Origin of the sequence: Denitrobaculum tricleocarpae, from assembly GCF_007004665.1 — a bacterium.
Taxonomy (GTDB): Bacteria; Pseudomonadota; Alphaproteobacteria; order Kiloniellales; family Kiloniellaceae; genus Denitrobaculum; species Denitrobaculum tricleocarpae.
Genome location: NZ_ML660052.1, coordinates 568,671 through 580,910 on the forward strand (window position 1 = coordinate 568,671; position 12,240 = coordinate 580,910).

Genomic DNA, 12,240 nt, shown 5'->3' on the forward strand with positions numbered 1-12,240 from the left:
GAGGCGTCAAGCGCTCTCACCGGGCTCACGGGCCCGCTTTCGCACTCTTTCCTGCCGAGAACAATCCAGATAGCGATCAGGATCATCTCAGTTTCTCAATCCACCACACTAGGATTTGGGCCGGCTGAAAACGGCTGCACCCAGGTCTGAGAGCGCCTTTCTCAGGTCTTCGTCTTCCACATCGGCGAGTTTCGCTTCCAGGGCCGTTTTATCCGACGGCGCGAGGGGCCTTAGGGGGCTTCGCGTCCGCTGTGTCGGGTCGATGACCGGACCCTGGAGAAGTTTCAGCTTGGCGACGGCCCGGTACCCAAAATGGGCGTTGATCCGCTCAAGAAGCTGTTGCTCGAGATAAACCAGTTCCGTTGCGAATCCACTCTCAACCCGCAGGGTCAGAGTGCCTTCGCGCCGCTCGCTGCTGCGCTTGAAAGCCAGTTGCTTTGGGATACAGCGGCGCGCAACCTCTTCGCCGACAATGGAACTCCAATCGCTGATCAGGCTGCCTTCGGCGAGGCCGCGTTTGCCCAGGATGCGTTTAGTAATCGCCGGAAGCGCCTGTGCCAGCGCCTTTGGACTGCCGCCACGGCGTTTTGCGCGCGTGACCGCCCGCTTTGCATCCGCCTTTTTACTGTCTTTGCCTCGCGAAGCGGTCATCCCGTGTCTCTACAGCTCTGTTGCTTGCTCTGCGTTTTGGGGGAGCAGGGGTGTTTTCATCCCGCCGCCCCTCAGTATAGTGGCCGCGTTGGCAATGACCACAAGCGATCGCATATCAATGCCTCGCGGCATGAGACAGGGTGGATAAGACAATCGGGCAGGTAGAGATGACTTTGGCGCAGGCGCTGCTGCGTTGGTATGACCGGCATGCGCGCGAGCTGCCGTGGCGTGTGCCGCCCAACAGCGCCGGAAAGAGCCAAGCGGGCGATTCTGAAACCAAAGGGTGGTTGGCGGACCCCTACAGGGTTTGGCTCAGTGAAATCATGTTGCAGCAGACCACCGTGGCCGCGGTGGCGCCCTATTTCATGAATTTCACCGAGACCTGGCCCCGCGTGGAGGACCTGGCCGCGGCGAGTCTGGACGACGTGCTCACCGCCTGGGCCGGATTGGGCTACTACGCCAGGGCCCGCAATCTTCACAGGTGTGCCTGCTTCGTTGCGGACGAGCTTGGCGGCATCTTTCCCGACACCGAGGAAGGGCTCCTGGAGTTGCCCGGTGTCGGCCCCTACACGGCCGCGGCGATTGCAGCGATCGCCTTTGACCGGCCCGCGACGGTGGTCGATGGCAATATCGAACGGGTCGTTTCCCGGCTCTTTGCCCTGAGCGATCCGTTGCCCGGCGTGAAACCTGAGATAAAGCGCTGCACGGCTTCGTTGACGCCGAACGAAAGGCCCGGGGATTTCGCACAGGCGATGATGGATCTGGGGGCGACGGTTTGCGTGCCCAAGTCGCCAAAATGTATGCTCTGCCCCTTGTCCGAGCCTTGTATGGCCCGCGCCCAGGGGATTGCGGAAACCCTGCCGCGCAAGGCACCAAAGCCTGAGCGTCCGACCCGCCGGGCCATTGCCTTCTGGGTACAACGTCCCGACGGCAGCATCCTGCTGCGCCGCCGCGCGCCCAAAGGACTTTTGGGTGGGATGATGGAAATCCCATCGACTCCCTGGCGTGAGGAAGCCTGGAGCGAAGGCGAGGTCATGAGCCATCTGCCTTACCCAACGGAGTGGCGTGAGCTGCCTGGCATGGTGCGGCACACCTTCACGCATTTTCATTTTGAGATTGATGTCTGGGCGGGCCGGGTCGGCAGAGACTCTGAGGCTCTGAACGACAGCAAGTGGGTATCGATAGATGGCTTGGCGGAGGAAGCGCTGCCCAGTGTTATGCGCAAGATCGTCAAGCACGCCCTGAAGCTGACGGCGTAAACGATCCGTCCGGAAAATCTGAAGTCTATGTCCTTGGGCTCTCTGTCTGTGCACTCTGCCTGGGCTCTCTGCCTGGGCTCTCTGAACGACAGGTGAAGTGACAAATTTCGACCTTTGCCGTAGTATAGAGGTCAATTTGCGGAGAGCGGCCGCTCGCGAATGGCCGATCTGACCGCCACCCTTCTCTGATCAGCAACCCGCGTGGTTGCTCCTCTCTGACCGGCGGTCGAACCGGCCGCATCCCTGCAGCGCACCATCGCCGTTCCCGTTTGAACCCGGAACCCGGTCGTTTTTGTCCGAACCGGGGCAATTGCGTGAACCGGGCTCCCAATCTCATGGTTCGAGGTTCAGGAGCGATCAATATGGCCAAAACAGCTACGGTGCCGGATCGGGAGGCAGTCCCAGACATTCCCGTTGTTCGGACTGTTGAAGTTGCGGATCTGAAGGAAGTCCTGGTCAAGGGTCTCAGCGACTTTAAGGAAAAGCCGAGCCACATCCTCATGCTTGCACTGATCTACCCGATCGTTGGGTTGCTCTCGGCCCGGCTTGCTGCGGGCTATGATGTCCTGCCGTTGATTTTTCCGCTGGTCTCGGGTTTCGCGCTGATCGGGCCCCTTGCGGCGATCGGCCTGTACGAGCTCAGCCGCCGCAGGGAAAAGGGTCTCGAGGTCTCCTGGAAAAGTGCCTTCGAGATTCGCCATTCCCCGTCCATTGGCTCAATTGTGGCCCTTGGTGCACTTTTAATGGTGATCTTTCTGATCTGGCTTGCTGCGGCCCTGGCTATTTATGAACTGACCTTTGGTGCCGTGACGCCGTCGTCGATCGGTGAGTTCGCCACTCAGGTCTTTACGACACCAGCGGGCTGGACACTGATTCTTGTAGGCTGTGGTGTCGGATTTCTTTTTGCCGTGCTGGTTCTCGCGATCAGCGTGGTCTCTTTCCCGTTGCTGCTCGATCGGGACGTCGGGGCAGGGGTTGCGATCCGCACGTCGGTGCGGGCTGTTGCCGCCAACCCGGTGACAATGGCTGTTTGGGGCATGATCGTTGCCGGGGCTCTGGTCCTCGGTTCCATTCCGTTTTTCGTGGGGCTAGCCGTGGTGATGCCCGTACTCGGGCATGCGACCTGGCGTCTTTACCGCAAAGTCGTGATGGCCTGAGACCCAAGCACTCCGCATCGAAGCCCGCTTCATCCAGGCCCGCTTCATCCAGGGCTGTTTCTTGGCAGGTCCGGGTTCACTGACGCGCTAGAGCAGATCCGGTTTAGATGGAATCGCCTCCGGCGATGCATCGTACCGGTGAATCTGCTCTGACTATAAGATGTAGAGCGGGTTCACATATTTTAGCGAAAACACTGAGTGTTTCCGTTAAAACATGACGCGCTCTAGGCTCGGTCTCTCGGCGAGGTTTGGCTCAGTTCATTTCCGAGCGGAGCTTTTGGCGCAAGACGTCGATGGGCATGAGTTTACCCTCGACGTTGATGTTCCAGAATTGCCAGCCATTACACGCGGGCGCGCCTTGAACGTGGGCACCGACCTGGTGGATCGAGCCTTTGAAATCCCGTGTGATCAGGGTGCCGTCCGCGCGGACCTTCGCATTGAAGCGTCTGCCGGGTCCGTAAAGCATTGTGCCGGGCTCCAGCAAACCGCGCTCGACCAGCCAGCCGAAGGGAATGCGGGGCTGCTCGCGCTTGGAAGGCGTGTCGACCAGGTTCACGTCATCGACGGGTTTGACCTTGGACACGCGTTTGCGGGCCAGGCGGGCATAGGTGTCTTCGCGCTCCAGGCCGATGAAATGACGGCCAAGACGGCGTGCGACCGCACCGGTCGTGCCGCTGCCGAAGAAGGGATCGAGGACGACCTCGCCGGGTTTCGTGGACGAGAGAATAATGCGGTGCAGCAGCGCTTCCGGCTTTTGCGTCGGATGTGCTTTCTCACCCTCGTCGTCCCGCAGGCGCTCGTGCCCGGTACAGATCGGTATCAGCCAGTCACTGCGCATCTGAAGGTCGTCGTTCAGGGCCTTCATGGCTTCGTAGTTGAAGGTGTAGCGCGCGTCCTTGTCCTTTACGGCCCAGATCATGGTTTCATGAGCGTTGGTAAAGCGCCGGCCCCGGAAATTGGGCATGGGATTGGATTTGCGCCAGATCACGTCGTTGAGGATCCAGTAGTCCAGGTCCTGCAGGCTGGTGCCGACGCGAAAAATGTTGTGATAACTGCCGATGACCCAAAGCGTGCCGTTGTCCTTGAGGATCCGGCGCGCGGCGCGCAGCCACTCGCGGGTGAAACGGTCATAGATCTTGAAGCTGTCGAACTTGTCCCAGTCGTCGTCGACGGCGTCGACCTTTGAGTGATCGGGACGTACCAGGTCGCCGGCAAGCTGAAGGTTGTAGGGCGGATCGGCAAATATCATGTCGACCGAGCCTTCCGGCAGGTCGTTCATGAGCTTCACGCAATCACCGACTTTTACGACGTCCAGTTCCACCCGACCAGTTCCCCTTGCGAAAAAACGCATCCTGAGTCACCGGAGACTCCGCGTCAAGAGTCTTGAGTCTCAGAGTGTTAATTACTCTGCTTCACGAATTGGTCGAAAAGAGCGCCGATGAGCGGCCGTGATTCCCAGTTGCGCGATCCCCGCGCGATGCTCGGCCGTGCCATAGCCCTGGTTGCGTTCCCAGCCGTAGCCGGGATGGCTTTGTGCCAGTGCCGCCATCTGGCCGTCGCGCGAAACTTTCGCGATGATCGACGCCGCGGCAATGCTCAGACTGCGTCCGTCACCCTTGATCACGGGCCGGCCGGGGCAGGGCAGTTCGGGCAGTTTGTTGCCGTCAATCAGCGCCGCATCCGGTATAAAGGGCAGCCGCGCGACGGCACGGGTCATGGCGAGCAGGCTGGCCTTCAGAATGTTGAGACTGTCGATTTCCGCGACCTCCGCCTGCCCCAGCGCAAGTATGGCTTTGTCTTCGGAGGCCAGCGCCTGCAGCTGCCCGCAGATGTCCTCGCGGGCATGTTTGGAGAGCTTCTTGGAATCGTCGAGACGTCCCGACAGACTATCCGGCAGGGCATCCTGATCCAGCCAAACCGCGGCGGCAACGACGGGGCCGGCCCAGGGGCCCCGGCCCACTTCATCGACACCGACAATCCTTGGCTCCTTCAGCAGGTCGCGCAGGTCTTCGGCGAGTTCCTGCTCCAGCGAGAAATCCGGCATGGCGATCTAACTCTCGCCGAAGGGCAGGATATCAAAGGCGATACTGATCCGCGTTCCATCCGCATCGAATGGCACGGTGCGATGGTAAAAGTAGGCCGGGAACAGGACCATTAAGCCTTCTTCCGGCTGAATGTAGCGTAAGTCCGGCGTGGCGGCGCAGTTCAGGTTTGCGGAAGGTTGGCCGAACTCTATCCAACCGGCGTGTTTGTTTCCGGAGCGCGCGACAATCTCGGGAATCTGAACATAGTAGACACCGCTCAACCAGGCCGCCGGATGAATGTGAGGGATCTGATGCCCCTGGGCTTCCAGCACGACCGACCAGATATTGAGGGTCCAGTTCTTGGGCTGGCGGGCCAGGAACGGGTGGTCCGGAACTTTCGGGTGCTGTTGCATATAGCTCCGGACGGCTGCGTTAATCGCCTCCGCCAGGTCGGCAATGGGGCCCTTGGGATCGATCAGCAATTCGCCCGTATGGCGCCCGGATTTGGTCGCGTGTCCCGGCGGATCCTGCATGAGTGTCGGGTGCGACAGGATGTGGCGGGCGAGAGCTTCGTTGAATGCGGCGATGCTTTGAAAGTTGTTCGGTTTTTTAATGGACAGCGGTTGGATGAAGTTCTCCAGGTCCACGAGGGACCGTGCAGCGACGATCTTGTCGATCTCCCTGAGTGCCAGAGCCCGATAGGCAAGCGCGGTCGTTAATCCGGGATGACGCGTCAGACAGCGGTCGCAGACATCGATCGCGCCCTGCGCATCGCCGCTTTGCAGTAAGGAACGGGCGAGGCTCATGGCGAGATCGGCGGAGTCCGGCTGCTTTGCCAGGGCCAGCTTCAGGTCCGCGACGATTTCGGTTGAACGCCCCAGTTCCTCGAGGGCCAGGCCCTTCTTTGCGATGGCCTCGTGGTAATCCGGCTTAAGTTCGAGCGCCCGGTCAAAGGCATTGATGGCTTCTTCGTGGCGTCCACAGGCCGTCAGCGTTTCGCCGAGCGCGCAAAAACAGATTTCGGACTGGGGTGATCTTTCGATGGCCCGATTGTGGATCTCGATGGCTTCTTCAAAAGCGCCGGTCGCATGGAGCGCCAGGCCCAGTCTTGACTCCAGTTCCTCTGAGTCCGGCTTGAGGGTGAGTGCCCTGCGGTAATGGATGACCGCCTCTTCGTGCTGCCCGAGCCGGCTCATGCAACGGGCCAGGCTTGAGTGAGCAAGGGTCAGGTTCGGATTGATATCGGTTGCTTTCCGGAAGGCGGCGACCGCCTGTTCGATGCGCTCCGTATTCTCCAGTGCAAGGCCGAAGTTGTAGTTCAGGCCGGCGTGACTCGGCTGCAAGGCGATCGCCCGGCGATAGAGCGCGAGGGATTCGTTGAAACGCCTCAAGTCCTTCAGGGCAACGGCGCAGTTCGACAGGGCCTCGACATTGCTCGGCTGCAACTCGATCGCACGCCGATAGGCGTCCACGGCCAGATTGTGCTGATTGAGTTGCGACAGCGTAACCCCAAGCTGAAACTGCGCTGCGGCGTAGTCGGGCCGGATCGCAATCGCCCGACCGAAGGCAGCACCAGCAGCACTGAAATTACCGATTTCCTGACAGGCAACGCCGTGGTTGAAGTGGGCCTGCGGATTGGTGGGCTGTGCTTTGGCAATGCGCCCAAGCAGCTCAGCGGCCTGCTCGAAGTCCTTAAGCCCAAAGGCCGCTTCGGCGGCGAGGCTGCAGATTTCCAGATGATTCGGTGCTGCTTCGAGATACCGCTTGTAGCCCTCAAGGGCGACCTTCAGGTTCCCGCTGCGGTGCGAGGACATGGCTGAGTTCAGTTGGTCTTGCCGATGATTGCTTTCAGCCACAGAGTTCTTCCGTCTTTGCTTTCATTACCTTAACGGGGTTTTCGTTAACGTGACGTTTCGAAATCCACCAGCAGTTGCGCCCGCGGAGGTCTGTCCTGATCTTCCGAGCCCCGAACGCCACGGCAAGTTCTTGCATCAGCGAAAAATCCGGCATGGCGATTCAGCTCTCGCCGAAGGGCACGATGTCAAACGCGATACTGATCCGCGTGCCATCCGCGTCGAATGGAACAGTGCGATGATAAAAGTAGGCCGGGAACAGGACCATTAAGCCTTCTTCCGGACATATCTCACGCAGTTCGGGGGGCGCGGTGGGGTTCAGTTTTTCTGGTGGTTGACCGAATTCGATCCAACCTGCGCGGCTGTTTCCCGAGCGTCGGACCACTTCAGGAACCTTCGCGTAGTAAACACCGCTCAGCCACGCGCCCCTGTGTATGTGAGGAACCTGATGTCCGCCCGCTTCCAGGACGACTGACCAGACATTGAGAGTCCAACGTTTGGGTTGATGAGCCACAAAGGGGTGATCGGCCGAGTGCCGCAACTGTTGTTTATAGCGCACAACAGCGGCATTGATTGTTTTCTCGAAGTCATCGAATGGGCCTTTCGGCTCAATCAGGAGTTCTCCCGTATGCAGACCGCCTTTTGTAGCGTGGCCGGGCGGATCCTTCAGGAGCGTGGGGTGCTTGAGGATGTGCGATATCAATGCGGCGTTGAAGGCTTCCATCGTTTGAAAGCCTGCCGGGTGTGACGTTTTTACGGGAAGTATCAGCGCATCCAGGTCGGTGAGTGCATTCGCCTCCTCGACCCGTCCCAGCTCTCTCAAAGCCTGGGACCGAAAGGCCAGGGCTGCTGTCGAAGCAGGCTGTTTCGCAAGGCAGTCATCACATGTTTCCAGTGCGCCTGCGGCATCGCCGGTATGGAGTTGCGTCCGAGCCAGGCTTAGACGCAGATTTACGATGTCGGGATGTTTCGCGACGGCAGAGCGGAGATCGGTAATGATTTCCTTGCCGCGGCCAAGAGCTTCGAGCGCCAGAGCTTTTCTGGAATAAGCTTCATGGTGGTCAGGTTTTAGGTGAAGCGCTCTATCAAAAATCTTAATGGCGTCTTCGTGGTGCTGAGCCGCGGTCAGTGTATAGCCGTAAGCGCAAAGGTAATCGACCGAGGCCGGGTCAAGCGCAATAGCGTCCCGATGGGCGTCAATCGCGTCTTCAAACGAACCTGCTGCGTGCAAGGCGACACCCAGTTGCGATTTCAGGTTCCCGGATGATGGAGAGAGACCCAGGCCTTTTCGATAACACTCGACAGAATCCTTGTGACGGCCCAGATGTCCCATCACGCGGCCCAGGCTGGACAACGCAAGGACGAACTTCGGGTCGTTATCGATTGCCTTTTGGAACGCGGCGGCAGCGCGTTCAAACTGCTCGGTGAGTTCAAGGGCAAGACCATAGTTGTAATTGAGTCCCGGATGATCGGGTCGCTTCCCGACCGCAAGGCGATGAAATGAGAGCGATTCGTTCAAGCGTCCCATTTCTTTCAGTAAGACCGCGCAGTTCGACAACGCCTCGACATTTTCTGGATCTGAATCGATGACTTGGCGGAAGGCTTCGACCGCCGACCCTCGGTCCCCTTGCGCAGTGAGTAAGAGAGCCAGTTGAAATTGAGCCGCGCTGTAGCTTGGCTTTAGGCCAAGGGCACGGTGGAATGCTTTCTCCGCCATTTTAAGCTGGCCGCTCTCCTTGAGCGAGACACCCAGATTGAAGTGGGCTTGCGGATTGGTCGGCTGTGCTTTGGCAATACGCCCAAGCAACTCGGCGGCCTGCTCGAAGTCCTTCAGCCCGAAGGCCGCTTCGGCGGCGAGGCTGCAGATTTCCAGATGATTCGGTGCTGCTTCGAGATACCGCTTGTAGCCCTCAAGGGCGACCTTCAGGTTCCCGCTGCGGTGCGAGGACATGGCTGAGTTCAGTTGGTCTTGCCGATGATTGCTTTCAGCCACAGAGTTCTTCCGTCTTTGCTTTCATTGTCCTGTAGAAGCTTCTTTTTACGCTCTGAATGGATGCCTGGCCGCGTCTACGCGCTTGGGGGTTTGTCCTGATCTTCCGAGCTCCGGACTCCGCGGCTGCGCTCGCGCTTTGGAGTGATGTCCCGGACCCAACGCCTTGCGCTGCTGGCCAGATTGATCATCGCGTGCTCAGCCCGCCGGGTCGACTTAAAAAGCGCGAGCAGCTCTTTGCCGTAGGTCAGGCGAACGGTCTCGCGGCCGGAAGTAATGCCGAGCAGGGTAATGCGATGCAAGCGCCGCGCGGTTTCGAGCCAAAAGGGGCTGCCGAGCAGCGAGACCACGGTGACCGCGACAATGAGGCGGTGATCTTCGTCGCTCAGTGCGCCGGACCGCAGGCCGATCGCGGCAAGAATAAAGGAGAATTCGCCCAGTTGGGCCAGGATCGCGCCTGATAGAAACGCGCGCGGCCAGTTTTCGCCCAGGAACCCGATCAGAAGGATATTGAACGCGGTTTTGAAGATCGCGACAAAGGTGACGATCAGCAGCACGGTTCCGATGTTGTCGATCAGATACCTGAAGTCGATCAGAAGCCCAATCGAGAGAAAGAACACCATCAGCAGGATGCTCTGGATCGGCGCGGTATGGCGATGCAGGGTTCTGCGGCTGGTCGAGTTGCCGATGACGAGACCCGCCAGGAAGGCGCCGTAAGCCGGCGACAGTCCCATCAGACCCGAAACCGCCGCGGTTCCGAAACAGAACGCCAGGCTGGCCAGGGGTGTGAGGTCGGCATCGCCGCCGATTGATTTGACAAAGGGCAGACGCAAGCGCTGCCGGCGGCTGAGATACACGATCAGCAAGGCGAGGAACGCGATCGAGAGAACGACCTTGGCGATCGCATCAAGTCCAATGCCGTCCTCGCCCCCGAAAGATCCGACGATCAGCATCATCGGCACCACCGCGAGATCCTGGGCGACCAGAATACCGATCGTAACCTGCCCGACCCGCGTGCGCAGCTCGCCGATCTCCTCCAGCATCTTCACCGCGACTGCGGTGCTCGAGAGGGCCACAACGAAGCCGATGACGATGCTCAGCTCATACGACCATCCCAGGAATGAACCCAGCGCGAACATGCCCCCCAGGCCGACGGCGATCTGCAGGAGGGTTGTGATCAGCGCGACCTTCCACACCTCGCGAATGCCGCGCAGCGAGAGCTCCATTCCAATCGCAAACAGCAGGGTCAGTACCCCGAGCTCGGCGAGAGTCCGGATCGCATCACGGTTTTCCACGACGCCAATGACTGAGGGGCCAAGGATTGCGCCGGCCAGAATGTAGCCAAGCACCGCAGGTTGGCCGAGCCGTCGCATGCCGATGCCACAAGCCAGCGCCGCGACGGCTACGATCGCAATTCCGGTGATGTCGCCGACGTGGTCCTGCATGATCGGAGTCTAGAACATGAGCTTTTTATTTGGAATCAATTTGACGGCAGATGGCTTCAAACCGGGGAAACACATAAAACCTTGCCCTGATTTATGATGCCTGTACATGCGAACCGAGAGAGCCCGAAGTTGGGCGATGGAAAGAGTCAAGACTGTGTATTCTCCATCAAATGTATGACAAAGACCCTAATCATTTGTCTTTGACGCTAAAATAGACGATGACGCCCGGCGCAGTCTGGCACTGGCCATCGGGCGCGCGGTCATTGCGGCTGCGATGCGGCAGACATGTGCCGTTTTCTTGAGTGATGTTGGAAAGATGCAGGAATGAAGTATCTTGTTGTCGTCATCGGTCTGGCTGTTGTCGCGGCTGGCGCCACCTTTTTGCGCTACGAGAGTTTCGACCCCTGCGACTGGATCGAGGCCGACATGCTCAAGTCCTCGGACCTGCCTCTTCTGGTTGTTCAGTCGCGTATCAGTGCCTATTTCCTGTTGGACGGTATTGTGAGCCCGGATTTTGGGGAGTGCTTGCTGGGATGGTGGGAGTTCCGCCTTGATGGAATTCCGGAAGAGTGACGCGGCTCCGCCTGGTGGAAATCATCTTCCGGCCGAAGCCTTGCTGGTTTTTGAAGGGCTTCGTTCCTATATCGAAAACCTCAGGCGGTCCGGTTAACTCAAAGGTGCAAGAGGGGCTCTATCTATGCGGCTAGCTTTAGCAAATACGCGTTCCATCAAGGTGCTTTCAGCGGTTTTTACATCCGGCGCACTGGTTGCAGGAGCGGCGCTTCTGACCGATCGGGCCTCCGCAGACGTCATCAAGAGTGAAGAACATGACTTTCGGATCGTCACCCTTGCAGACAATCTCGAGCATCCCTGGGGATTGGCGTTTCTGCCCGATGGCACGATGCTGGTCACCGAACGTCCGGGACGCCTGAATATCGTTCGTGAGGGTGAAGCACCGAAACCGGTTTCCGGTGTCCCCGAAGTCGTCGAGAGCGGCCAGGGCGGGATGCTCGATGTCGTGCTCCATCCCGACTTCGAAAGCAACCAACTGATCTATCTGTCCTATTCGGGTGCGGGTGAAGGTGGTGCCGGAACGGAAGTGGTCAGAGGGCGTCTGGAGGGTGACGCCTTAACCGACGTGGAACAGATTTTTGCCGTTGAGGCCAAGTCGGGGGGCGGCCGGCACTTCGGGTCGCGCCTGATGTTTGGCGCGGATGGTATGCTCTACATCACCTCGGGAGACCGGGGAGATCCGGACCGGGCCCAGGATTTGAAGGACCATGCCGGTAAGGTGATCCGCGTGACCGCGGATGGCGAAGTGCCGGACGATAACCCCTTCAAAGACAATGCCGACGCCCACCCGGAGATCTATTCCTGGGGACACCGTAACCCTCAGGGAATGGCGTTACAGCCCGGCACCAACCGGATCTGGACGGTCGAGCATGGTCCGCGCGGCGGCGATGAGTTGAACCTGGTCGAAGCCGGCACGAACTTTGGTTGGCCGGTTATCACTTACGGACGCAGCTACGCCGGCTTTTCGATCGGCGAGGGCACAAGCAAGTCGGGAATGGCGCAACCCGTCACCTACTGGGTGCCGTCGATTTCGCCCTCGGGACTGGCCTTCTACGACGGCGAAGCCTTTCCGGAATGGGAGGGTAACCTCTTTGTCGGCGGCCTCTCCGCACGGGCCCTGATCCGCATGGAGCTGGTCGGAGAGCGCGTCGTGCACCAGGAGCAGCTGCTGGTCGATTACGATGAGCGGGTGCGCGATGTGCGCCAGGGACCGGACGGCCTGCTCTATCTGCTGATTGACGATTCCGAAGGATCGCTGATTCGTCTGGAGCCCGTATCGTAAGCGCCG

10 protein-coding genes are annotated in these 12,240 nt (G+C 59.5%); 4 read left to right on the forward strand and 6 right to left on the reverse strand.

Features of this window, described 5'->3' with window-relative positions; translation table 11 throughout:
• Window positions 1-108 precede the first annotated feature (108 nt).
• Window positions 109-651: a DUF721 domain-containing protein gene (locus FKG95_RS02580; RefSeq protein WP_142894733.1), complete on the reverse strand. Its 543-nt coding sequence runs from the start codon at window positions 649-651 to the stop codon at window positions 109-111.
• 167 nt (window positions 652-818) lie between these two features.
• Between FKG95_RS02580 and mutY the strand changes: the two genes are divergently transcribed.
• Window positions 819-1,910 carry an A/G-specific adenine glycosylase gene (mutY, locus tag FKG95_RS02585; protein WP_142895183.1) on the forward strand — a complete coding sequence of 364 codons (1,092 nt, stop codon included), beginning with the start codon at window positions 819-821 and terminating at the stop codon, window positions 1,908-1,910.
• 362 nt (window positions 1,911-2,272) lie between these two features.
• Window positions 2,273-3,067, forward strand: a complete 795-nt coding sequence (locus FKG95_RS02590; RefSeq protein ID WP_142894734.1) for a DUF2189 domain-containing protein — start codon at window positions 2,273-2,275, stop codon at window positions 3,065-3,067.
• Between the two features lie 253 nt (window positions 3,068-3,320).
• On the opposite strand, the gene FKG95_RS02595 is transcribed toward FKG95_RS02590, so the two are convergent.
• From FKG95_RS02595 to FKG95_RS02615, 5 genes are all read right to left on the reverse strand, one after another.
• Entirely contained in the window at window positions 3,321-4,418 is a 1,098-nt protein-coding gene (locus FKG95_RS02595; RefSeq protein ID WP_142894735.1) for a site-specific DNA-methyltransferase, read from the reverse strand.
• 51 nt (window positions 4,419-4,469) lie between these two features.
• The gene (locus FKG95_RS02600) at window positions 4,470-5,111 is read right to left on the reverse strand and encodes a ribonuclease HII (RefSeq protein WP_142894736.1); all 642 of its coding nucleotides are present in this window, start codon (window positions 5,109-5,111) and stop codon (window positions 4,470-4,472) included.
• A gap of 6 nt (window positions 5,112-5,117) precedes the next feature.
• Window positions 5,118-6,947 carry a tetratricopeptide repeat protein gene (locus FKG95_RS02605; RefSeq protein WP_142894737.1) on the reverse strand — a complete coding sequence of 610 codons (1,830 nt, stop codon included), beginning with the start codon at window positions 6,945-6,947 and terminating at the stop codon, window positions 5,118-5,120.
• 160 nt (window positions 6,948-7,107) lie between these two features.
• On the reverse strand, window positions 7,108-8,937 hold the full coding sequence (locus FKG95_RS02610) for a tetratricopeptide repeat protein (RefSeq protein ID WP_142894738.1): 1,830 nt from the start codon (window positions 8,935-8,937) through the stop codon (window positions 7,108-7,110).
• A gap of 74 nt (window positions 8,938-9,011) precedes the next feature.
• Complete coding sequence (locus tag FKG95_RS02615; protein ID WP_142894739.1) at window positions 9,012-10,379, reverse strand: cation:proton antiporter; 1,368 nt, start codon at window positions 10,377-10,379, stop codon at window positions 9,012-9,014.
• A 324-nt stretch (window positions 10,380-10,703) separates the two neighbouring features.
• On the opposite strand from FKG95_RS02615, the gene FKG95_RS02620 reads away from it, so the two are divergent.
• Both FKG95_RS02620 and FKG95_RS02625 read left to right on the forward strand, forming a co-directional pair.
• Window positions 10,704-10,952 (forward strand): hypothetical protein, encoded by a 249-nt coding sequence (locus tag FKG95_RS02620; protein ID WP_142894740.1) that lies wholly within the window; start codon window positions 10,704-10,706, stop codon window positions 10,950-10,952.
• Between the two features lie 124 nt (window positions 10,953-11,076).
• Entirely contained in the window at window positions 11,077-12,234 is a 1,158-nt protein-coding gene (locus FKG95_RS02625; protein WP_142894741.1) for a PQQ-dependent sugar dehydrogenase, read from the forward strand.
• Window positions 12,235-12,240: the final 6 nt, after the last annotated feature.